The sequence below is a fragment of the Enterobacter sp. BWH64 genome, assembly GCF_001037645.1.
Lineage (GTDB): Bacteria > Pseudomonadota > Gammaproteobacteria > Enterobacterales > Enterobacteriaceae > Enterobacter > Enterobacter hormaechei_C.
On the sequence record NZ_KQ089922.1, the window covers coordinates 1820762 to 1843397 of the forward strand.

The window sequence follows — 22636 nt, forward strand, 5'->3', positions numbered from 1 at the left end:
ACCGCATAATCGAAGAAATATGGCTGGGGTACCTGGATTCGAACCAGGGAATGCCGGTATCAAAAACCGGTGCCTTACCGCTTGGCGATACCCCATCCGTGCAACGCTTACCTGGGAATGGTGCGGGAGGCGAGACTTGAACTCGCACACCTTGCGGCGCCAGAACCTAAATCTGGTGCGTCTACCAATTTCGCCACTCCCGCAAAAAAAGATGGTGGCTACGACGGGATTCGAACCTGTGACCCCATCATTATGAGTGATGTGCTCTAACCAACTGAGCTACGTAGCCATCTTTTTTTCGCGTTACCTTATCGGCGTTGCGGGGCGCATTATGCGTATAGACCCTTGCAGCGTCAACACCTTTTTCAATGAAAATAGCCGGAATGTGACTGTTTGGTTAGGTTGCGAACAGCGAGGCCGAATATTCGACAATTATTGGTTATTAATCGATTTTATGCGGAGAAAAGAGAGGCAAAAAAATCAGGCCCCGGAGGGCCTGATGATACTCTGAACATTATTTATAGGCAGACTGGTGAACGCCCACCGCGCGTCCTGACGGATCGTTCATCGCTTTGAATGATTCATCCCATTCAATGGCTTTAGCAGAAGAGCAGGCGACCGATGGGCCACCCGGTACGCACTCTGCTGCGCTTGGAACCGGGAACAGCTCCTCAAAGATCTCACGGTACAAATACGCTTCTTTCGAGGCTGGCGTGTTGTACGGGAAACGGAAGCTCGCAGTTTCCAGTTGTTGATCAGAAACCTGTTTCGCCGCCACCTCTTTCAGGGTGTCGATCCAGCTGTAACCCACGCCATCCGAGAACTGCTCTTTCTGACGCCACGCCACGCTCGCCGGCAGGTAGGATTCAAAACATTCTCGCAGGATATGTTTCTCCATTTTGCCGTTGCCGCACATTTTGTCCTGCGGGTTGATGCGCATCGCCACATCAAGGAATTTCTTATCGAGGAACGGCACGCGGGCTTCCACACCCCAGGCGGACATCGCTTTGTTGGCGCGCGCGCAGTCAAACATGTGCAGCGCCTGTAGCTTACGCACCGTTTCTTCATGCAGCTCTTTGGCGTTTGGCGCTTTGTGGAAATAGAGGTAACCGCCAAACACTTCGTCAGAACCCTCGCCGGAGAGCACCATCTTGATGCCCATCGCTTTGATCTTCCGCGACATCAAATACATCGGTGTGGAGGCGCGAATGGTGGTCACATCATAGGTTTCAATGTGATAGATCACATCGCGGATCGCATCCAGACCTTCCTGTACGGTGAAGTGAATTTCATGGTGCACCGTGCCGAGATGATTTGCCACTTCCTGGGCGGCTTTCAGGTCAGGTGCCCCTTCCAGACCCACGGCAAAGGAGTGCAGCTGCGGCCACCAGGCTTCAGAGCGCTCCTGATCTTCCACGCGACGTGCGGCGAATTTCTTGGTGATCGCGGAGATCACGGAGGAGTCCAGACCGCCGGAGAGCAGTACGCCGTAAGGTACGTCTGACATCAGGTGGCTTTTCACTGACTCTTCCAGGGCCTGACGCAGTTCGGCTTTGTCCGTCACGTTGTCTTTCACCGCCTCATAATCAAACCAGTCGCGCTGGTAGTACGGGCGGATCTCGCCGTCTTTACTCCACAGGTAGCTACCTGCCGGGAACTCTTTGATGGTGCGGCACACCGGCACCAGGGCTTTCATCTCTGAGGCAACGTAGAAGTTGCCGTGCTCATCGTGTCCCATGTACAGCGGGATAATACCGATATGGTCGCGGCCAATCAGGTAAGCGTCTTTTTCGCTGTCGTACAGCGCGAAGGCGAACATACCTTGCAGATCGTCGAGGAACTCCGGGCCTTTCTCCTGATACAGCGCCAGGATCACTTCGCAGTCTGAGCCGGTCTGAAACGCGTAGCGATCGCCGTACTCGGCGCGCAGCGCCTGATGGTTGTAAATTTCACCGTTAACAGCCAGCGCGTGCGTTTTTTTCTCGTTATACAGCGGCTGTGCGCCAGCGTTGACATCAACAATGGAGAGACGTTCGTGAGCCAGAATCGCTTTATCGCTGGCGTATACGCCTGACCAGTCCGGACCGCGATGGCGCATCAGGCGGGACAATTCGAGTGCTTTTTTACGCAGTTCGCCCGCGTCAGTTTTAATATCCAGTACGCCAAAAATAGAACACATAACCTTCTCCGTTAACCCTGTTGCGTTGTGATGTTGCTTGCTTATGAAAATGCCGCAAAAGGGGGAGGGGGCGCAAGCGTTTTACCGATGAAAACGTAAAAAGTGCAATGGCAATTGCCGAATCTTAAAAAAAGAGTATGTGTTAAGCGATATTATTGATGATTTCTCAATGAAGGGCTGATTTCGTTAGATGAAGTGATGTTTTCAGACAGCAGAAATGAAAAACCACGCCCTGAGGCGTGGTTCTGAATCAAATAACGTCGATTTCGTCGACAGAGGGGTAAATCCAGCTTGGCCGGAACGGCATCGTATCAATGTCATCAAGCTGTGAAACGCCAGAAAGCACCAGGATGGTTTCAAGCCCCGCCTGGAAGCCAGCCAGAATATCGGTACGCAGGTTGTCGCCCACGATGACGGTTTCTTCTGAGTGTGCCTGCATCGTATTCAGTGCGGCGCGGATGATCCACGGGCTCGGTTTACCGACAACAAACGGCTTACGACCCGAGATTTTTTCGATACCGGCGCACAGCGCACCGCAGGCGGGATAAAAACCACGACCGTGCGTGTCCGGGTTGGTGGCGATAAAACGCGCACCGTTGGCGACAAAGTAGGCTGCCTTATGCATCATCTCCCAGTTAAAGGAGCGCGTTTCGCCCACGATGACAAAGTCCGGGTTCACGTCGGTGATGGTGAAGCCCGCTTTATACAGCTCGTGGATCAGCGCACCTTCACCAACCACATAGGCTTTTTTGCCTTCCTGACGCTTCAGGAAATCCGCGGTCGCCATCGCAGAGGTATAGAACACGCTGTCCGGGACGTTGACGCCTGCGGTAGCAAAGCGGTTTGCCAGATCCTGACCAGTCTGTGAAGGGTAGTTCGTGAGAAGAACCAGTGGCATTCCTTTGTCGATGATGCGGTGAAGAAACTCCGCAGCACCCGGCACGGCAACGTTGTCGTGCATCAGCACGCCGTCGATATCACAAATTACATTCTTAATGGTCATGGACAATCCGACATCAAAAAAAGAAGGCGTTACTATAAGGTCCGATCAGGATTCCAGCAAATGTTGCAGCAGGATCCCGTTGAGCATGGCACGTTTTACCAGGGCGAATGCGCCAATTGCCGAGCGGTGATCGAGCGTAGATCGCACCACCGGCAAATTCTGGCGAAATGCCTTCAGCGCCTGGGTATTGATGCAGCCTTCAATGGCGGGCAGTAACACTTTTTCGGCTTCAACGATCTCGCCGGCAATCACCACTTTCTGCGGATTAAACAGGTTGATGGCAATGGCGATGGTCTTACCCAGGTGGCGTCCTACCTGTTCGATCACTTCGCAGGCCAGCGCATCGCCTTTGTTTGCCGCTTTACAGATGGCGCCGATCTTACAATCGTCCAGCGTGACGCGGCTCTGGTAACCCTGCTCCAGCAGATGGCGAACGCGATGTTCAATGGCGGCATTGGCGGCAACGGTTTCAAGACAGCCAAAGTTACCGCAGTGGCAGCGCTCGCCAAGCGGTTCCACCTGGATATGACCAATCTCGCCTACGTTACCGTTACGGCCAATAAAAATGCGGCCATTCGAGATGATGCCCGCACCTGTACCACGGTGAACGCGCACCAGAATAGAGTCTTCGCAGTCCTGGCTCGCACCAAAGTAGTGCTCCGCCAGCGCCAGCGAGCGAATATCGTGACCAACAAAGCAGGTCAGCTTGAAGCGCTTTTCCAGCGCCTCAACCAGCCCCCAGTTCTCTACCTTAATATGCGGCATGTAGCGAATAACGCCGCTTTCCGGGTCAACCAGGCCGGGCAAAATCACCGAGATGGCGATGAGTTCACGGATCTTGCGCTGACAGCTTTCGATAAACTGCGCAATGGTATTCAGCAACGCATGTTCAAGCGTCTCCTGCGTGCGCTCAGGAAGGGGGTAGTGTTCTTCGGCAATGGCCTTGCTGCTCAGATCGTAGAGCGTAAGCGTGGTGTCATGACGTCCTAAGCGAACGCCAATGGCCTGAAAATTGCGGGTTTCCGTGACGATGGAAATCGCGCGGCGGCCCCCGGTGGAGGCCTGCTGATCGACTTCTTTGATCAGGCCGCGCTCAATAAGCTGGCGTGTAATTTTTGTCACGCTGGCGGGAGCAAGCTGGCTTTGTTCGGCTATCTGAATGCGCGAGATTGGCCCGTGCTGGTCAATCAGGCGATAAACCGCCGCGCTGTTAAGTTGTTTAACGAGATCGACATTACCGATTTGAGCTTGTCCGCCTGGTGTCATACTTTTACTTACTCAGTGACGACCTCGTTACCATTAACGATGGTCTTAATAATTTTATAATCGTGTGTGAACGCCGTCAGGTTTGCAACCATACCTGGCGCAATACCGCCGAGCTGTTTATCGACGCCAATGGCGCGCGCCGGATAAAGCGTGGCCATGCGCAGCACTTCCTCAAGCGCGATGCCGCAATGTTCAACGAGGTTACGTACCCCTTCGATCATCGTCAGAGAAGAACCGCTCAGCGTGCCGTTCTCATCCACACACAGTCCATTCCGGTAGTATATTGTTTTACCAGCAAAAATGAACTGCTCAATATTCGCTCCTGCCGGAGCGGTAGCATCCGTTACCAGGCAGAGCTTGTCGCCTTTCAGGCGTTTGGCGTTGCGGATGTTGGTGTAATCGACATGCAAGCCGTCGGCGATAATGCCGCAGTAGACGTCTGGTTCATCCAGAATGGCGCCAACCAGTCCCGGTTCGCGGCCAGTAATATAGGGCATCGCGTTATAAAGGTGTGTGGCAAACGTAATGCCTGCGCGGAAACCGGCCTTCGCCTCTTTCAGCGTCGCGTTCGAATGGCCCGCAGACACCACAATCCCGGCGGCGGCCAGTTTGCTGATAACGTCCGTGCCGGTCATTTCCGGGGCCAGCGTTACTTTGGTGATCACATCGGCATTGGCGCACATGTAATCCACCAGCTCGGCATCCGGTTTGCGCACGTAGTTTGGGTTATGGGTGCCTTTCTTGACCATATTCAGCCATGGTCCTTCCAGGTGCAGGCCCAGCGCCTGATTCGGATGTTTTGCCAGGTATTCGCGCATGACGCGGATACCCTGTTTCATCAGGTCATCGCTGCTGGTGATCAGCGTTGGCAGATAGCTGGTGCAGCCCGATTTCTCGTTGGCTTTTTGCATGATTTCCAGCGTTTCAACCGATACCGCCTCTGCTGTATCGTTAAACTGGACACCGCCGCAGCCGTTGAGCTGTACGTCGATGAAACCGGGGGAGATTACTGCTCCATTGAGGGAACGCTGTTCGATCTCCGGCGGCAGTTCCGCCAGCGGGCAAACACGTTCAATCAGGCCATTGGCGATTACAATCGCATGGTCATCCAGAATTTCATGGCCGGTATAAATCCGACCGTGGGTTAAAGCGTACATATCGACCCCCGGTTAAAAAAAGCGACCGCCCCGGATATAAAGAGGCGGTTATTCAATTACAGACCTTTGATGTTCTCAGCTTCCAGCTCGTTGAAGTATTTCAGCGTTTTCACTTTCAGCTCCATGGTGGACGGTTCGTCACACACGACAACCGCTTTTGGATGCAGCTGTAAGCAGCTGATCGTCCACATATGGTTCACGTTACCTTCAACGGCAGCCTGAAGCGCTTGCGCTTTCACCGCGCCCAGCACCAGAATCATCACTTCTTCGGCATCCAGCAGCGTGCCCACGCCCACGGTCAGCGCGTATTTAGGCACCTGATTGACGTCGCCGTCAAAGAAGCGGGAGTTAGCCACGCGCGTATCATGGGTCAGCGTTTTAATACGGGTACGGGAAGCCAGTGAAGATGCCGGTTCGTTGAACGCGATATGACCATCGTTGCCTACGCCGCCCATAAACAGGTGGATTTTACCGTAGGAACGGATTTTTTCTTCATACTGACGGCATTCTGCGTCAATATCAGGCGCGTTTCCATTCAGCAGGTTAATGTTTTCAGCCGGAATATCAACGTGATCGAAGAAATTACGGTGCATAAAGCTGTGGTAACTTTCCGGATGTTCCTTCGGCAGGCCGACATATTCGTCCATGTTGAAGGTCACAACGTGTTTAAAGCTAACCTGGCCCGCTTTGTGCATTTCAACCAGAGCTTTATACGCGGTCAGGGGCGTGCCACCGGTTGGAAGACCGAGAACGAAAGGACGATCGGCTGTTGGTTTGAACGCGTTGATGCGGTTAACGATATGACGAGCAGCCCATTTTCCGACTTGTTCAGCTGTTGCCAGGGGAATCAGTCTCATTATTCACCTCTAAAGTTTAAGTAAAAGTGGGCGGATGATTAGTGCAACCTGAACTAAGCGTAACCTGGAACCTTTCAGGCCGGATCAATCCGTCTTGATTTTTTGAATGATAAAATAAGTTTTCGTCGTTAGCCAGTGAAAGGGAGGGTTTAATACGATATTTGGTGACAATAATCACAAAAAATAGGTGTTTAATTTGCGATACGAATTAATTTTTCACACACTCACACTGCCAGTGAATCATCAACTGTATCTATCGTTCGTGACACAATAAAAACATAGTTTATGCGCGAGTCTTAACAAAGGGTCTCGTAGGGGGAATAGGATGAATATTTTAGGTTTTTTCCAGCGCCTCGGTAGGGCTTTGCAGCTCCCTATCGCCGTGCTACCGGTTGCAGCGTTGCTGCTGCGATTCGGGCAACCCGATCTTCTTAACGTGCCGTTTATTGCCCAGGCAGGCGGTGCAATTTTTGACAACCTGGCGCTGATTTTCGCCATCGGTGTGGCGTCAAGCTGGTCAAAAGACAGCGCTGGTGCCGCGGCACTGGCAGGGGCTGTCGGTTACTTCATCCTCACGAAAGCGATGGTAACCATCAACCCTGAAATCAATATGGGTGTGCTGGCAGGTATCATTACCGGCCTGGTGGGTGGCGCCGTGTACAACCGTTGGGCAGGTATCAAACTTCCTGACTTCCTGAGCTTCTTCGGCGGTAAACGTTTTGTGCCGATTGCGACGGGCTTTTTCTGTCTGATCCTCGCCGCCATCTTTGGCTACGTTTGGCCACCGGTGCAGCATGCTATCCATGCGGGTGGCGAGTGGATCGTGTCTGCGGGCGCAATGGGCGCGGGCATCTTCGGTTTCATTAACCGTCTGCTGATCCCAACCGGTCTGCATCAGGTACTGAACACCATCGCCTGGTTCCAGATTGGTGAGTTCACCAACGCGGCCGGCGCGGTATTCCACGGTGATATCAACCGCTTCTACGCAGGCGACGGCACCGCGGGCATGTTCATGTCTGGCTTCTTCCCAATCATGATGTTTGGTCTGCCTGGCGCGGCGCTGGCAATGTACCTGGCTGCGCCGAAAGCGCGTCGCCCAATGGTTGGCGGGATGCTGCTGTCCGTTGCGATCACCGCCTTCCTGACCGGCGTGACCGAGCCACTGGAATTCCTGTTCATGTTCCTGGCTCCGCTGCTGTATCTGATGCACGCGATCCTGACCGGTATCAGCCTGTTCGTCGCCACCCTTCTGGGTATCCATGCTGGCTTCTCCTTCTCCGCAGGCGCCATCGACTATGTGTTGATGTACAACCTGCCGGCGGCAAGCAGCAACGTCTGGATGCTGATGGTGATGGGCCTGATCTTCTTCGTTATCTACTTCGTTCTGTTCAGCGCGGTTATTCGTATGTTTAACCTGAAGACGCCGGGCCGCGAAGATACGAAAGATGATGTTGTGACCAGTGAAGCCAACAGCAATACCGAAGAGGGTTTAACCCAGCTGGCAACCAGCTACATTGCCGCTGTGGGTGGCACCGACAACCTGAAAGCGATCGATGCCTGTATTACCCGTCTGCGTCTGACCGTAGGTGACTCCGCGCGCGTGAGCGATGCAATGTGCAAACGCCTGGGTGCGTCTGGTGTGGTGAAACTGAACAAACAAACCATCCAGGTTATCGTGGGTGCGAAAGCCGAATCTATCGGCGATGAAATGAAAAAAGTGGTTGCCCGTGGGCCGGTCGCTGCCGCCTCAACGGATAACGCGGCAGTGGCTGACGCGCCGGTTGCAAAACCGCAGGCTGTGCCAAACGCGGTGACCATCGCTGCGCTGGTTTCTCCGGTGACAGGTGACGTTGTTGCGCTTGAGCAGGTGCCTGACGAAGCGTTCGCCAGCAAAGCGGTCGGTGACGGCGTGGCGGTGAAACCAACGGACAAAACCGTGGTCTCTCCGGCTGCCGGTACTATTGTGAAAATCTTCAACACCAACCACGCGTTCTGCCTGGAAACGGAAAAAGGCGCGGAGATCGTTGTCCATATGGGTATCGATACCGTTGCGCTGAACGGTCAGGGCTTTACTCGTCTGGTGGAAGAGGGTGCTGAAGTGGCGGCAGGTCAGCCGATTCTGGAAATGGATCTGGACTTCCTGAATGCCAACGCGCGCTCCATGATAAGCCCGGTCGTGTGCAGCAACATCGACGACTTCAGCGGTCTGGTGATCCAGGCGCAGGGTCAGGTGGTTGCAGGCCAGACGCCACTGTATGAGATTAAAGGCAAGTAATCGCTCCTGAGTAGAGTTATGCCTTTAGCGGCGGGGGATATCCTCCGCCGCTTTTTTTTGCGGCAATTGCCCCCATTATTTTCTTCCGGGACGTTTTAAGGGTTGTCACTACGTCCGGCTTATAAGATCATATGCCGTTATACGTTGTTTACGCTTTGAGGAATCCACGATGAGTGAGGCAGAAGCCCGCCCGAGTAACTTTATTCGTCAGATCATCGATGAAGATCTGGCCAGTGGTAAGCACACCACAGTCCACACGCGTTTCCCGCCGGAGCCAAATGGCTACCTGCACATTGGTCACGCCAAATCGATCTGCCTGAACTTTGGTATTGCGCAAGATTACCAGGGGCAGTGCAACCTGCGTTTCGATGACACCAACCCAGTAAAAGAAGACATCGAATACGTTGAGTCGATTAAAAACGACGTGCAATGGCTGGGCTTCAACTGGTCTGGCGATATCTGCTACTCCTCAGACTATTTCGATCAGCTGTATGCCTATGCGGTTGAACTGATTAACAAAGGTCTGGCATACGTCGACGAATTGTCTGCTGACGAAATCCGTGAATACCGCGGTACGCTGACTCAGCCTGGTAAAAACAGCCCGTTCCGCGATCGTAGCGTGGAAGAGAACCTGGCGCTGTTTGAAAAAATGCGTGCCGGTGGCTTCGAAGAAGGTAAAGCGTGTCTGCGTGCCAAAATCGATATGGCGTCTCCGTTCATCGTGATGCGCGATCCGGTGCTGTACCGCATTAAGTTCGCTGAACACCACCAGACCGGTAACAAGTGGTGCATCTACCCGATGTACGACTTCACCCACTGCATCAGCGATGCGCTGGAAGGCATTACGCACTCTCTGTGCACGCTGGAATTCCAGGACAACCGTCGTCTGTACGACTGGGTGCTGGATAACATCACCATTCCTGTGCATCCGCGTCAGTACGAGTTCTCTCGTCTGAACCTGGAATACACCGTGATGTCCAAGCGTAAGCTGAACCTGCTGGTCACCGACAAGCACGTTGAAGGCTGGGATGACCCGCGTATGCCGACCATCTCTGGCCTGCGTCGTCGTGGCTATACCTCGGCGTCCATTCGTGAGTTCTGCAAACGTATTGGCGTTACCAAGCAGGACAACACCATCGAAATGGCGTCTCTGGAATCCTGCATTCGCGAAGACCTGAACGAAAACGCGCCGCGCGCGATGGCAGTGATCGATCCAGTGAAACTGGTCATCGAAAACTATCCGCAGGGCGGAAGCGAACTGGTCTCGATGCCTAACCATCCGAACAAACCGGAAATGGGCACCCGCGACGTGCCGTTCAGCGGTGAAATCTGGATCGATCGCGCCGACTTCCGCGAAGAAGCGAACAAGCAGTACAAGCGTCTGGTGCTGGGCAAAGAAGTGCGTCTTCGTAACGCCTATGTGATCAAAGCCGAGCGCGTAGAGAAAGATGCGGAAGGTAACATCACGACCATCTTCTGTACGTACGACGCAGAGACGCTGAGTAAAGATCCGGCGGATGGCCGTAAAGTGAAAGGTGTGATCCACTGGGTGAGTGCGCAGCATGCGCTGCCGGTTGAGATCCGTCTCTACGATCGTCTGTTCAGCGTACCTAACCCAGGCGCTGCGGAGGACTTCCTGGCGGTTATCAACCCTGAGTCGCTGATTATCAAGCAGGGTTATGCCGAGCCGTCTCTGAAAGCCGCTGAAGCCGGTAAAGCGTTCCAGTTTGAACGTGAGGGTTACTTCTGCCTGGACAGCCGTTACAGCACGGCAGAAAAACCGGTATTTAACCGTACCGTCGGTCTGCGTGATACCTGGACTAAGATCGGCGAATAATAACGCTGGCATGGTCAATGAGAAACAAACGCCGCGTAATGCGGCGTTTTTTTTGAGGGTTAATGGCGTTGCAAAAGTTCAGCTACTCGCTGCTGGCTGCGTTCCAGCGCGGGGGCAGTCTCCTGTTTTCCTACTGTCACCTGATTGACCATTTCACTGAGAATAGCGGAGCCGGTGACATCCCCCATCCCTGTGAAATTCTTCTCACCGACGGAACCAAAGACCTGCATATGCGGATACTGAGCAATCAGTTGAGTCGTCAGATCGCCAAAGGCTTTAATAGCCGGGTTATCTTTGTAAACGGTGTGTGCAGCAACGGCTTTTGTCACCGGCAGCATCGCCCCTGGCGACATTAATACCCATTCTGCGGTATTTTGCGCTTGCTCCATAAATGACACGAATTTTTCAGCGGCTTCCGTCTCTTCTTCCTTCTGCCCAGTAGTGATGGTTAATGAAGTGATTACGCCATACACCGCAGAGGTTTTTTCAGTCGGAACGACAAAGCCGATGTCGGCCAGCGAACCTTCCTGAGCGATAGCTGGCAGAATGTAGGTCGAATAGACCGCCATCGGTGCAGTCTCGTTCATAAAGGCGTCTTTGATCTCCATAACATTATTAGAGCCGGGCATCGTGTATCGGGAAAGATCGCGGTAATAATTCAGCGACGCGAGCATTTCCGGTGAGTTGACGGTGACCTTGCCGTCAGCATTAAATACGTTGGCATGATTTGAAAGCGCAAACTGGGAAAAAGTTTGCTCGGTCATCACACTCTCTGCCGTCGGCAGAGCGATACCGTATTTTTTGTCACCGATTTTGGTCAGCTTGCGCGCCGCATCCAGCAATTGGGCCCAGTTTTTGGGCTCACTAATCCCTGCCCTAGCCAGTACGGATTTTCGATACCAGATCCCCTGTAACCAGGCGCTAATGGGTACGCCAGTGTATGCATTTCCGTCTTCGGTGCGGACAATACGCAACACGCCGTCATAGAAAGACGCTTCCCCTTGTTTCTCTATCAGGGCTTTTACCGCCTTGTGATCGATTAGCGACTCTTTGTCCATTACCCGGGCGTAGTCATGGCTAACTTCGATCACTTCCGGCAACGCGCCTGAACGGGCAAGCGTAATCATTTTGGTATTAAAGGCGTCCTCTTACACCGGCACCTGCTTCACGGTAATAGTAGGGTTTTCTTTCTGAAAGCGGTCGATCAGGCCGCGTATAACGGCCTGGCGCTCTTGCTCTACGGAGGAGTGCATAAATTCAATTGTAACCTGCTGCGGTTTATCCTCTTTACATCCTGAGAGTAATGCCGCAACGACCAGGGCCAGGGCCCGTAGCCTGTTTGTTGTTTTCATTTTTTCATCCCTTGTTGTGATACCGTTTCATTGGCGCAGATATGGATAGCGTCGGTTGACAGCGCACCGGCGCATATCAATAACCCGATCCCACCATCGGCAAACGCTTCACGTTCGGTATCTTCCACGGAAAGGGTTTTTCCATCGACAGTGGCGGTAAGGGTGTTTCCCAGAACAGCGATATCGAAAACGAGGGGCCGCTCATAAACGTCAGTCAGGACGGTTTCTGCCAGAATACGGGTCACCGCGTCGCGGACGCGTATTATCTGTACCTTTCCGTCGCGCATTACGCGCGCTGCGTAGTAACGTCTCATCCCCTGTACCCGGAAGGCCAGACCACCGTAGTCACCCAAATGCAGCGTGATGTCACTTTGCACCCGATAGTTATTCCACTGGCGAGTGCCGTGAATGATTAAACCCTCATCGTATTCTTTTGAGATCCGAAAGCTGGTTGGATAATGGCGGGAAAAGAGATCCACTCCGTTGACCCATGAGCGCCACCAGAAGTCGTTCTCTCCGGCGGGTTTGCGCAGGGTCAGTTTCGGGACGCCATCCCAGCACATGCTGTCGATAAGGAGTCGACCACGGGCAGTACGGGCGTCGGTACTCAGCGTCACGCCAATTTCACCTATTGGTTGGCCTTTACAGTCAGGGATATCCAGCGAGAGCGTTATTTCTTCGCCTGGGGCAACGTGGTGCGTGTCACCGTAGCAAGGGATCAGACAATTGTTATCGTCATAGACCCGATAGCACAGCCGCACGTTAAGCGACGAGATATTGTCCGATGGGGCAATAAGCGTAGCGTGCAAGCGTTGTCCAGGGTAGATCAGTGGCGTGGCCATGAGATCATAACTGCGCATTTCCATGATTTCCGGCGGGGTAAAAGTTTGCGTGGTCACACTGGCCTGAAGACCCTGCGCGAGGTGATGATAATGAATGCTCAGCATCTGCTGCCCCTGCCAGGCTTCGTTTTTCACCTCAACCGGAGCGGTATTCTCTTCCTTCGGCCAGCGAAAACCCTGTACGCTTCCCGGCAGGGAGAAATGGTATTGAGCCCCCCCTTTCTTCGGTTCAGGGCGCGGAAGCCCGGCAATCTGATGGCCTAAATCCACCAGATAATCCGTAATGCGTACTGCGTTGTTGATGGAAAAACCGCCGTCCGCGGAAGAGATTAGCATTCTGTCCGCCAACGGGCCGCGCCAGTCCGGGCCGGCGTCAATACCCTGTAACCCGAGCATAATTCCAGACAGGCAGCCAACGTTGCCCGCATTGCAGTCGGTATCCCATCCGGAGGTATTAACGATGCACTGGGACTGCTGGAAATCGCCCGGCGCGTAGAGCATCGCCATAATCATCAACGCGTGGTTGGGGATCACATGGCAGTTGCTGGGATATTTATGGTAGCCGTAGTGGTCTTCAATTTTCTGGCGCGTCGTCTGCCAGTCGTTATCCTCCTGGCGCCAGCGGCAGATATCGGCGACCAGTATGGCAATTTGCGAATCTGGGGGGATAACGGATAAGCCTGTGGCAATCAGTTTTTCGATGTCCTGGCAGATAAAAGCTTGTGACTCCATTGCCGCCCAAAGCATGGCGGCATAAACGGATTCCCCATCGTGACTCACGCTGGCGGCTGTTTTTGCCAGAGACGCCGCCAGTTGCGGTTGGCCGGGAGCCACGAGCGCCCAGCTATCAATGAAAATTTGCGCGCCGATTTGCTCTGCGATGGTTTTGCCATTGGTGGCGATAGCGCCACTCAGCGGGGCAGGGATACCCTTTTTAAGATTCAGCCACGCCGTATGTTCTGTTGAATTACCATTACCCCCCCACCAGAGGATAGTGCGCTTATCAATGATGTAATTCAGCCAACAGTGCCCCATCTGTTCGGCTGTCAGGTCTGGCGGTAACGCGTAATCCTCAAGCGCGCGAATAAATGTGAATGTTCCGGCTACGTCGTCATCGGTAATCACCAGAGGGCGATTGAATTTTTCATTAACGTAATACCGTATTGGCCCGAGTTCCCGCATGATTTTTTGCCAGGTCCAGCCTTCAAAAGGGCGACCCAGATACACGCCGATCAATTTCCCTAATACCCCAGCGTAAACGCGCTGGTAATAATCTGAAGGTAATTCCATTTTTTCATCCTTTTCTCTGTAATTAATCGCCAGTCAGGCGGATTCCCTTTTTACCAGGCGGTAGGGCATTTCGGTTGTGCTTCCCGGTGAATCCTGTTCCCCGGACAGGTGATTCATCAGGATTTCACCGGCTTTTTGTCCGATTAGTTCCGGAAAGTGGGCGATAGTGGTCAGGGAAGGGGTGACCAGTCCGGCCGAGGGGATATCATCAAAACCGACCACGGCAAGCTGCCCGGGAATGGTTATTCCCGTCTCTCTTGCCGCCCGCATCACGCCGATAGCCATTACATCGTTGGCGGCAAAGATAGCGTCCGGGCGAGGAACATTGCGGAAAAGTGATAGTGCGGACTGATAGCTGGTAGGTTCTGAGAAATCTGCTTGCATAAGAATTTGTGGCGTAAGGCCAGCCTGCACCATCGCCTGCTGATAGCCTTTCACACGGGCACCAGCCGGGCCGCCAGCGCCTGCGATCATACAGATGTGTTTGTGCCCCTGAGCCAGCAGATATTCGACAGCGCGGCGGGCGGCAGCGGTGTTGTCGATAAAAATATTGTGTAACGGCAAATTCCCGGCGGTTTTATACTCCGCTTCAATCCGGACGATGGGAAAACCGGCCATGAGATAGGGTTCAAAATCATTAACGCCGGCATGAAAAAAAGTGCCAATTACGGCATCGACGCGCCCCTGAGCCGACCAGTTCAGAAAATGCAGTTCCCTTTCCCGCACAGCATCGGTACTGGCAACGATGACATCATAACGATGGGCATCCATCACCGATTGCACCCCGCGTATCAGCGAGGCATAAAACGGGTTGGCAATGTCCGGAATAATACAGGCCACGGACAGTGTTTTATTGGTTTTCAATGCCTGGGCGAAGCGGTTTGGTACATAGCCCAGTTGTTTCGCCGCGTTTTCCACTCTGGCAACTGTCTCCTGGGGATAGGCGTGTTTTCCCATGCCTAACACTACTGAGACCACCGCCTGAGAAACTCCCGCCAGTGCAGCGACATCGCGTTGCGTCATTCTTTTTGCCATATGTGCGCCAACTTATACGTATAACCTGACCACATAATTAATGAGGTCTTTTGGCAGCGTCAAGACGAGAAACAGTAAAAACAGACGGTTAATTTAGAAAAAGCGAGCAATCTCACATCCTTTAACGGGTACTGTCAGAGTAAGGGAGAACCCGCTTTGCGCAGCGAATTAATAACAATTCAAAATTTATTATTTTCATAAATGATTTCAATTAAAAAATAAACATCTCAAATGTTTAAACGATGAAACCGATTACATGTTTATGGAAATAAAAGGTTTTTTGTCAAACGCCCGCATTTTTGGAGTTATGAATGAAATGTAACAGAAAACGATGAAATATGTGCGGTTGCTCATATTCTTACATTCCCGTTACAGAAAGAGATTGATAATTCGCGTCGCGAAAAATAGTCTAACCATTGTAGTCAACGAGGTTTTTCTCAACGCTACTTTTTCATTTTATTTTTTCGCTGTTTGCCTTTGGTAACAGCAATTTATACGTCAAAGAGGATAAACATATGCGTACGTTCAGTGGCAAACGTAGTGCGCTGGCGCTGGCTATCGCCGGTGTGACAGCAATGTCGGGCCTGGTGGTTGCGCCAGAGGTAAAAGCAGCAGGTTTCATTGAAGACTCCACCCTCACGGGCGGTATTTATTACTGGCAGCGTGAGCGTGACCGTAAAGACGTCACTGAAGATAAATACAAAACCAACCTTTCTCACTCGACCTGGAACGCCAACCTGGATTTTCAGTCGGGATATGCCGCCGATATGTTCGGGATCGATATTGCAGCGTTCACCGCAATTGAAATGGCCGAAAATGGCGACAGCGGCCATCCGAACGAAATTGCGTTCTCCTCCAGCAATAAAGCCTACGACGAAGACTGGTCCGGCGATAAAAGCGGAATCAGCCTGTATAAAGCGGCTGCAAAATTCAAATATGGTCCGGTCTGGGCGCGTGGAGGTTATATCCAGCCAACCGGTCAGACGCTGTTAGCACCGCACTGGAGCTTTATGCCAGGCACTTATCAGGGTGCGGAAGCCGGTGCTAATTTTGACTACGGCGATGCGGGGGCGTTGAGCTTCTCCTATATGTGGACCAACGAGTACAAAGCGCCGTGGCACATTGAGATGGACAAGTTCTATCAGAACGATAAAAAAACCAAAGTTGATTATCTCCACTCGCTGGGGGCGAAGTACGACTTCAAAAACGATCTGGTGCTGGAAGCTGCTTTTGGTCAGGCTGAAGGCTATATCGATCAGTACTTTGCTAAAGCCAGCTACAAATTTGATATCGCGGGTAGCCCGCTGAGCACCAGCTATCAGTTCTACGGTACGCGCGACAAAGTCAGTGATGGCAGCGTAAATGATATCTATGACGGCACCGCGTGGTTACAGGCGCTGACCTTCGGCTACAAGGTAGGTCAGGTGGATTTACGTCTGGAGGGAACATGGGTCAAGGCTGAAGGGCAGCAGGGCTACTTCCTGCAACGTATGACGCCAACCTACGCCTCTTCCAATGGTCGTCTGGATATCTGGTGGGATAACCGCTCTGACTTCAACGCCGACGGCGAAAAGGCGGTCTTCTTCGGCGCAATGTATGACCTGAAGAACTGGAATCTGCCTGGCTGGGCAGTGGGTGCGTCCTACGCGTACGCCTGGGACGCGAAGCCAGCAGATATGGCTACGCCAGACGCCTACTACGATCCGAACTACCGTCTGAAAGAGTCTTCATACAGTCTGGATGCGATTTACACCCTTCAGGAGGGCCGTGCGAAAGGCACGATGTTCAAACTGCACTTCACCCAGTATGACAACCACTCCGATATCCCGAGCTACGCGGGCGGTTACGGCAACATCTTCCAGGATGAACGTGACGTGAAATTCATGGTCATTGCGCCATTCACAATCTTCTGATGAACACGCAGGCGGGCGAAATCCCGCCTGCATGGAGACTGCATATGATGAAAAAAATGGTAATCGTTGCGCTGCTGGCATCGGGGCTGGTGGCGTGTGCGCAGGATCAGGCGCAGAAAGAAGACTCCCGTCTGAAGGAGGCGTATAGCGCCTGCATCAATACAGCACAAGGATCGCCAGAGAAGATTGAAGCCTGCCAGAGCGTGCTGAATGTGCTGAAAAAAGAGAAAGCGCATGAGCAGTTTGCGACGCAGGAAAATGTTCGCGTGATGGATTACCAGGCCTGTATCCAGGCGCGGAAAAGCGGTAACGATCAGGAAGTGGCGAAGCGTTGCGATAAGATCTGGGACGAGATTCGCAATAACAATAAATAAGTTGCTTTACGCCCGGTGGCGCTGCGCTTACCGGGCCTACAACGGTGTCACAGCCCGTAGGCCCGGTAAGCGCAGCGCCACCGGGCTTTTTTCAGGCAAAAAAAAGCCAACCTTACGGCTGGCTCAGAGTATGAACACGATATTATTTCGCGTCGTGCGCGTGGTCGTCTTCGCGGCAATCGCCTTCAGCGCAGTGACCGTACAGGTACAGGCTGTGGTTGGTCAGGCGGATGCCATGACGGGCGGCGATTTCACGCTGGCGTGATTCAATGGAATCATCGCTAAATTCAATGACCTTGCCACAGTCGAGGCAGATCAGGTGATCGTGGTGATGCTGCTGAGTCAGCTCGAACACGGATTTACCGCCTTCGAAATTATGACGAGTAACAATGCCCGCGTCATCAAACTGGTTCAGCACACGATAGACGGTTGCCAGCCCAATCTCTTCACCCATATCGATAAGACGCTTATAAAGGTCTTCCGCACTGACATGGTGATTGTCTGGCCCCTGAAGCACTTCAAGGATTTTTAACCGAGGAAGCGTTACTTTCAGGCCAGCTTTCTTTAATGCGGTATTGTTGTCAGTCATGCGGAATCTGTCCTGTTGCTAAACGATTCACTTCAAAAGAAGAAGTGACAGAAAATGCACTTGGGATAATGCGTCTCATTATAGAACTGCCATGGCTAAATGAAAACTGCAAGTCTCAAGCAAAGTATGCTTATAAAAACGTGGTATCACCAACAAACTTGTTCGATGGCACCCACTTTTTACCAGGGGGATATTGTACAGGTCTGGGCGAAAAAGTTAAAAGTTTGTAGCAATTAATTTAATCGGTTTTACCTGGAAAACGGGCGCAACCGGAGTTGCGCCGCAGGGATATCAGGCGTTAAGGATATCGTCCAGGTTCAGCTCTTCACGAACCTGCTTAACCCATTTTTCTACACGCTCAGCGGTCAGCTCTGGCTGACGGTCTTCATCAATGGCCAGGCCAACGAAGTGATCGTCATCTGCCAGACCTTTGGACGCTTCGAAATGGTAACCCGCCGTTGGCCAGTGGCCGACGATCGCCGCACCGCGTGGCTCAATGATGTCGCGAATAGTGCCCAGCGCATCACAGAAATACTCAGCATAGTCTTCCTGATCGCCACAGCCAAACAGGGCAACCAGCTTGCCGTTGAAGTCTACTTCTTCCAGCGTCGGGAAGAAATCGTCCCAGTCACACTGTGCTTCACCGTAGTACCAGGTCGGGATGCCCAGCAGCAGGATGTCATAGCCCTCGAGATCTTCTTTGCTGCTCTTGGCGATGTCATGCACATCAGCAACGTCTTTACCGAGCTGTTTTTGAATGTTTTTTGCGATATTTTCAGTATTGCCGGTATCACTGCCAAAGAAAATGCCGATGATTGCCATGAGTAAAATAACCTCTTGAAACTTAATGGTATGGTGGCGCAAATTGTCCACGGATAAGGGCAATAATAGCAGAACAGGCAACCCTGCGGAAACAGCTATCACGCAGGACTGCACTCTGTGCTACATGAAAAAGGTAATATTGGGGATTTTCTGACTCACGCCTTGCCGCGTAACGTCTCAAGCTGGGCGATCAGCATCTCTTCGATCAGTTCGCTGCGGCTGATGTTGCGCGCGTCAGCTAACTCGTTAAGCGCATCGACGGCATCGGCATTCAGCTTCAGTTCGACACGCTTAAGCCCACGATTTTTATCGCGTTTAAGCTGGTTGCGTTTATTGATACGCAGCTGTTCATCGCGCGAAAGCGGATTCGTTTTCGGTCGTCCCGGTCGACGCTCATTCGCGAATAGATCTAGTGTCGTACGGTCCGTTTGTTCTTTGGCCATGATTCTGAGACTTCGGGGGAAACACGCCGCCCTGCTAATGCCCGGGCGATAAGCGCGCCATCATACATCACCCAAATCCACACGCCAACGACTGGAAGCCCGTCGTCTTCCGGTCGCTGGCTTTTTAATCAATTCGCTGTATCAGTAAGATAGCGGCGAATGGCGCGCAGGACGGCATCCGGTTTTTCCGCGTGTACCCAGTGCCCGGCACCGGCAATAACGTGAGCGCGAGCCTGCGGGAATTGCGCCAGCAGCGTGTCACGGTACGCATCAGTGACGTAAGGGGAGTTGCCGCCGCGAATAAAAAGGGTAGGGTGCGGCCAGGCGGGGACGGTTTCCCAGCCCACAATGTGCGAATACTGATCCCACAATACCGGGACGTTAAAGCGCCATTGTCCGTTAACAAACGATTTCAGCAGGAACTGAACTACTCCTTCCTCATCAAGATGCTCACGCATAACGGCAGCCGCCTGTTGGCGGGTTGCGACATCCGCTTCGGTGACCGCATTGATGGCGGCAAAAATCTCATCGTGACGGCGAACGTCGTAATTGACGGGCGCAACGTCGATGACCACCAGCCCGGAAATTCGCTCAGGGGCCAGCGCAGTGAGCGCCATCACCGCTTTGCCGCCCATTGAATGCCCGATAAGCGTCGCTTTCTGGATATTATTCGCATCGAGGGTGTCCCGCAGATCCTGCGCCATGGCTGCGTAGGTCATCTCCTCCGAGCGCCCAGAAAGACCGTGATTGCGCATATCAACCTGGAGGATCGCGTGATCGGTCACTAAATCGCGCGCCAGCACACCCAGATTATCCAGGCTACCAAACAGGCCGTGAACCAGTACGATGGCAGAATTATTGTTCGGCGATTGTGCAGTTTGCGCTCGGGTATTCAATTTCATGGCAAAGTTCTTTTTTTAGGTTTGTCAGGTTAGGGTATCATGTTGACCATTCTGCCGCCCGGGGGCAAGGATCCAGTTTAATCTGACTTTTGCCGCCAACCTGGTTTGACGCTATCCGCTGTTGGGATTTGACCTTATAATCTCAACGACTTGTATTCAGATAAGATATCGCACTGGATTAAGATGAAAACAATCGAAGTTGATGACGAACTCTATCAGTATATTGCCAGCCAGACGCGGCATATTGGGGAGAGCGCGTCCGACATTTTACGGCGCATGCTTAAAATTTCCGCCGCCTCACAGCCCACTCCTGTCACTAAAGATGTCGTGTCTCAGCCGAGCGTTGTTGCACAAGTAAAACCTGCCGTCATGCCGGCAAAAGACAAAGTGCGAGCGATGCGCGAGCTGCTGCTGTCCGATGAATATGCCGAGCAGAAAAAGGCGGTTAACCGCTTTATGCTGGTGCTGTCTACACTTTACTCACTGGATAACAACGCATTTGCAGAAGCGACAGAGTCGCTGCACGGTCGCACGCGCGTTTACTTCGCAGGCGACGAGCAGACCCTGCTGCAAAATGGCAACCAAACCAAACCCAAACACGTTCCCGGTACACCATACTGGGTGATCACCAACACCAATACGGGCCGTAAGTGCAGCATGATCGAACATATCATGCAGTCCATGCAGTTCCCGGCGGAATTGATCGAAAAGGTTTGCGGTACAATTTAACCCTTGCATCAGAAGGACCAGGCAATGGCAAATCACAGCCGTGCAGGACAACCTGCACAACAACGCGATTTGATTAACGTCGCTCAACTGACCGCGCAGTACTACGTGCTGAAGCCGGTGGTGGGCAACGCAGAACACGCAGTGAAGTTTGGTACATCTGGCCACCGCGGTAGTGCGGCGCGCCACAGCTTTAACGAACCGCACATTCTGGCCATTGCTCAGGCCATCGCGGAAGAGCGCGCCAAAAATGGCGTCACCGGTCCGTGCTATGTAGGGAAAGATACCCACGCCCTGTCTGAACCTGCTTTTATCTCCGTGCTGGAAGTGCTGGCGGCGAACGGCGTAGACGTGATTGTTCAGGAGAACAACGGTTTTACGCCAACGCCAGCGGTTTCTAACGCTATTCTGGTACACAACAAAAAAGGTGGCGCGCAGGCTGACGGCATTGTGATCACCCCGTCCCACAACCCACCGGAAGATGGCGGCATCAAGTACAACCCACCTAACGGTGGCCCGGCGGATACCAACGTCACGAAAGTGGTGGAAGATCGTGCCAACGCGTTACTGGCTAACGGTCTGAACGGTGTGAAACGCATCTCGCTGGATGAAGCCATGGCCTCCGGCCACGCGAAAGAGCAGGATCTGGTGCAGCCGTTCGTGGAAGGGCTGGCGGATATCGTCGATATGGCCGCTATCCAGAAAGCCGGTCTGAAGCTGGGCGTGGATCCACTGGGCGGCTCCGGTATTGAATACTGGAAACGCATTGCCGAGCACTACAAGCTGGATCTGACCATCGTGAACGATCACGTCGATCAGACCTTCCGCTTTATGCACCTGGACAAAGACGGCGCGATCCGTATGGACTGCTCCTCCGAATGCGCAATGGCTGGCCTGCTGGCGCTGCGCGACAAGTTCGATCTGGCGTTTGCCAACGACCCGGACTACGACCGCCACGGTATCGTCACCCCGGCAGGGCTGATGAACCCGAACCACTACCTGGCTGTTGCAATCAATTATCTCTTCCAGCACCGTCCGCAGTGGGGCAAAGAGGTCGCGGTGGGTAAAACGCTGGTCTCTTCCGCTATGATTGACCGTGTGGTCGACGCGCTGGGTCGCAAGCTGGTGGAAGTGCCGGTGGGCTTTAAGTGGTTTGTTGATGGTCTGCACGACGGCAGCTTCGGCTTTGGCGGTGAAGAGAGCGCGGGGGCATCCTTCCTGCGCTTCGACGGCACCCCATGGTCAACCGATAAAGACGGCATCATCATGTGCCTGCTGGCGGCGGAAATCACCGCGGTCACCGGTAAGAACCCGCAGGAACATTACAACGAGCTGGCGGAACGTTTTGGTGCGCCAAGCTATAACCGTATTCAGGCTAGCGCCACGTCTGCGCAAAAAGCAGCCCTGTCAAAACTCTCTCCGGAGATGGTCAGTGCCAGTACCCTGGCAGGTGACCCGATCACCGCGCGTCTGACGGCGGCGCCGGGTAACGGCGCATCGATCGGCGGCCTGAAAGTGATGACCGAAAACGGCTGGTTCGCCGCGCGTCCATCCGGTACGGAAGATGCGTACAAAATCTATTGTGAAAGCTTCCTCGGCGCTGAGCATCGTCAGCAGATTGAGAAAGAAGCGGTAGAGATTGTCAGCGAAGTGCTGAAAAACGCGTAAGTCGTGATCTGGTGCGGGCTGATGCCCTCACCCCGGCCCTCTGCCACTGGGAGAGGGAGAAAACATAAAAAACGGCAACCTCAGGGTTGCCGTTTTGCATTGACCT

Annotated in this window: 17 protein-coding genes, 3 tRNA genes and 1 pseudogene; 6 read left to right on the top strand and 15 right to left on the bottom strand. The window is 53.1% G+C overall.

Annotation, left to right across the window (positions count from 1 at the left end):
- Positions 1–20 precede the first annotated feature (20 nt).
- The 8 genes from SK50_RS08640 to nagB form a co-directional block, all read right to left on the bottom strand.
- Positions 21–95: transfer RNA gene (locus SK50_RS08640), tRNA-Gln, on the bottom strand.
- Positions 96–118: 23 nt separating this feature from the next.
- Positions 119–203: transfer RNA gene (locus SK50_RS08645), tRNA-Leu, on the bottom strand.
- A 9-nt stretch (positions 204–212) separates the two neighbouring features.
- A tRNA-Met gene (locus tag SK50_RS08650) sits at positions 213–289 on the bottom strand.
- Between the two features lie 225 nt (positions 290–514).
- Positions 515–2179, bottom strand: a complete 1665-nt coding sequence (asnB, locus tag SK50_RS08660) for an asparagine synthase B (RefSeq protein WP_015571128.1) — start codon at positions 2177–2179, stop codon at positions 515–517.
- 250 nt (positions 2180–2429) lie between these two features.
- Positions 2430–3182, bottom strand: a complete 753-nt coding sequence (gene nagD / locus SK50_RS08665) for a ribonucleotide monophosphatase NagD (RefSeq protein ID WP_003858667.1) — start codon at positions 3180–3182, stop codon at positions 2430–2432.
- Between the two features lie 45 nt (positions 3183–3227).
- Positions 3228–4448: a DNA-binding transcriptional regulator NagC gene (locus SK50_RS08670; protein WP_017694286.1), complete on the bottom strand. Its 1221-nt coding sequence runs from the start codon at positions 4446–4448 to the stop codon at positions 3228–3230.
- Between the two features lie 8 nt (positions 4449–4456).
- Entirely contained in the window at positions 4457–5605 is a 1149-nt protein-coding gene (gene nagA / locus SK50_RS08675; protein WP_032670349.1) for an N-acetylglucosamine-6-phosphate deacetylase, read from the bottom strand.
- Positions 5606–5661: 56 nt separating this feature from the next.
- Complete coding sequence (nagB, locus tag SK50_RS08680; protein WP_003858663.1) at positions 5662–6462, bottom strand: glucosamine-6-phosphate deaminase; 801 nt, start codon at positions 6460–6462, stop codon at positions 5662–5664.
- A 325-nt stretch (positions 6463–6787) separates the two neighbouring features.
- Here nagB and nagE point away from each other — a divergent pair, with 325 nt between their 5' ends.
- Positions 6788–8737 (top strand): PTS N-acetyl glucosamine transporter subunit IIABC, encoded by a 1950-nt coding sequence (nagE, locus tag SK50_RS08685; RefSeq protein ID WP_017694284.1) that lies wholly within the window; start codon positions 6788–6790, stop codon positions 8735–8737.
- A 169-nt stretch (positions 8738–8906) separates the two neighbouring features.
- The gene (gene glnS / locus SK50_RS08690; protein WP_015571127.1) at positions 8907–10574 is read left to right on the top strand and encodes a glutamine--tRNA ligase; all 1668 of its coding nucleotides are present in this window, start codon (positions 8907–8909) and stop codon (positions 10572–10574) included.
- Positions 10575–10633: 59 nt separating this feature from the next.
- Here glnS and SK50_RS08695 read toward each other — a convergent pair.
- The 3 genes and pseudogenes from SK50_RS08695 to SK50_RS08710 all read right to left on the bottom strand — a co-directional run bounded on the left by SK50_RS08695 (position 10634) and on the right by SK50_RS08710 (position 15081).
- Positions 10634–11926, bottom strand: a pseudogene (locus tag SK50_RS08695) (ABC transporter substrate-binding protein).
- Positions 11923–14058, bottom strand: coding sequence for an ADP-ribosylglycohydrolase family protein (locus tag SK50_RS08705; RefSeq protein ID WP_048229314.1), 2136 nt, complete (start codon positions 14056–14058; stop codon positions 11923–11925). Before SK50_RS08705 ends, SK50_RS08695 begins: the two are co-directional and overlap by 4 nt.
- Positions 14059–14091: 33 nt before the next feature.
- Positions 14092–15081: a LacI family DNA-binding transcriptional regulator gene (locus SK50_RS08710; protein WP_223259290.1), complete on the bottom strand. Its 990-nt coding sequence runs from the start codon at positions 15079–15081 to the stop codon at positions 14092–14094.
- A gap of 527 nt (positions 15082–15608) precedes the next feature.
- On the opposite strand from SK50_RS08710, the gene chiP reads away from it, so the two are divergent.
- Positions 15609–17006 carry a chitoporin ChiP gene (gene chiP, locus SK50_RS08715; RefSeq protein WP_047737876.1) on the top strand — a complete coding sequence of 466 codons (1398 nt, stop codon included), beginning with the start codon at positions 15609–15611 and terminating at the stop codon, positions 17004–17006.
- A 47-nt stretch (positions 17007–17053) separates the two neighbouring features.
- Complete coding sequence (gene chiQ / locus SK50_RS08720; RefSeq protein WP_032102682.1) at positions 17054–17380, top strand: ChiQ/YbfN family lipoprotein; 327 nt, start codon at positions 17054–17056, stop codon at positions 17378–17380.
- 142 nt (positions 17381–17522) lie between these two features.
- Here the strand turns inward: chiQ and fur are convergent, their stop codons facing one another.
- The 4 genes from fur to ybfF form a co-directional block, all read right to left on the bottom strand.
- Positions 17523–17969, bottom strand: coding sequence for a ferric iron uptake transcriptional regulator (gene fur, locus SK50_RS08725; protein ID WP_010428651.1), 447 nt, complete (start codon positions 17967–17969; stop codon positions 17523–17525).
- 291 nt (positions 17970–18260) lie between these two features.
- Positions 18261–18791: a flavodoxin FldA gene (gene fldA / locus SK50_RS08730; protein WP_003858653.1), complete on the bottom strand. Its 531-nt coding sequence runs from the start codon at positions 18789–18791 to the stop codon at positions 18261–18263.
- A 155-nt stretch (positions 18792–18946) separates the two neighbouring features.
- Entirely contained in the window at positions 18947–19234 is a 288-nt protein-coding gene (ybfE, locus tag SK50_RS08735) for a LexA regulated protein (RefSeq protein WP_003858652.1), read from the bottom strand.
- A gap of 128 nt (positions 19235–19362) precedes the next feature.
- Entirely contained in the window at positions 19363–20136 is a 774-nt protein-coding gene (gene ybfF, locus SK50_RS08740) for an esterase (protein WP_017694148.1), read from the bottom strand.
- Positions 20137–20319: 183 nt separating this feature from the next.
- Here ybfF and seqA point away from each other — a divergent pair, with 183 nt between their 5' ends.
- On the top strand, positions 20320–20865 hold the full coding sequence (gene seqA, locus SK50_RS08745) for a replication initiation negative regulator SeqA (RefSeq protein WP_003858650.1): 546 nt from the start codon (positions 20320–20322) through the stop codon (positions 20863–20865).
- Between the two features lie 24 nt (positions 20866–20889).
- Positions 20890–22530 (top strand): phosphoglucomutase (alpha-D-glucose-1,6-bisphosphate-dependent), encoded by a 1641-nt coding sequence (gene pgm, locus SK50_RS08750; protein WP_048229316.1) that lies wholly within the window; start codon positions 20890–20892, stop codon positions 22528–22530.
- The last annotated feature ends 106 nt before the right edge of the window (positions 22531–22636 follow it).

Coding starts and splice junctions, on each gene's coding strand:
- asnB (WP_015571128.1), bottom strand. CDS start 2,179: ATGTGTTCTATTTTTGGCGTACTGGATATTAAAACTGACGCGGGCGAA.
- nagD (WP_003858667.1), bottom strand. CDS start 3,182: ATGACCATTAAGAATGTAATTTGTGATATCGACGGCGTGCTGATGCAC.
- SK50_RS08670 (WP_017694286.1), bottom strand. CDS start 4,448: ATGACACCAGGCGGACAAGCTCAAATCGGTAATGTCGATCTCGTTAAA.
- nagA (WP_032670349.1), bottom strand. CDS start 5,605: ATGTACGCTTTAACCCACGGTCGGATTTATACCGGCCATGAAATTCTG.
- nagB (WP_003858663.1), bottom strand. CDS start 6,462: ATGAGACTGATTCCCCTGGCAACAGCTGAACAAGTCGGAAAATGGGCT.
- nagE (WP_017694284.1), top strand. CDS start 6,788: ATGAATATTTTAGGTTTTTTCCAGCGCCTCGGTAGGGCTTTGCAGCTC.
- glnS (WP_015571127.1), top strand. CDS start 8,907: ATGAGTGAGGCAGAAGCCCGCCCGAGTAACTTTATTCGTCAGATCATC.
- SK50_RS08705 (WP_048229314.1), bottom strand. CDS start 14,058: ATGGAATTACCTTCAGATTATTACCAGCGCGTTTACGCTGGGGTATTA.
- SK50_RS08710 (WP_223259290.1), bottom strand. CDS start 15,081: ATGACGCAACGCGATGTCGCTGCACTGGCGGGAGTTTCTCAGGCGGTG.
- chiP (WP_047737876.1), top strand. CDS start 15,609: ATGCGTACGTTCAGTGGCAAACGTAGTGCGCTGGCGCTGGCTATCGCC.
- chiQ (WP_032102682.1), top strand. CDS start 17,054: ATGAAAAAAATGGTAATCGTTGCGCTGCTGGCATCGGGGCTGGTGGCG.
- fur (WP_010428651.1), bottom strand. CDS start 17,969: ATGACTGACAACAATACCGCATTAAAGAAAGCTGGCCTGAAAGTAACG.
- fldA (WP_003858653.1), bottom strand. CDS start 18,791: ATGGCAATCATCGGCATTTTCTTTGGCAGTGATACCGGCAATACTGAA.
- ybfE (WP_003858652.1), bottom strand. CDS start 19,234: ATGGCCAAAGAACAAACGGACCGTACGACACTAGATCTATTCGCGAAT.
- ybfF (WP_017694148.1), bottom strand. CDS start 20,136: ATGAAATTGAATACCCGAGCGCAAACTGCACAATCGCCGAACAATAAT.
- seqA (WP_003858650.1), top strand. CDS start 20,320: ATGAAAACAATCGAAGTTGATGACGAACTCTATCAGTATATTGCCAGC.
- pgm (WP_048229316.1), top strand. CDS start 20,890: ATGGCAAATCACAGCCGTGCAGGACAACCTGCACAACAACGCGATTTG.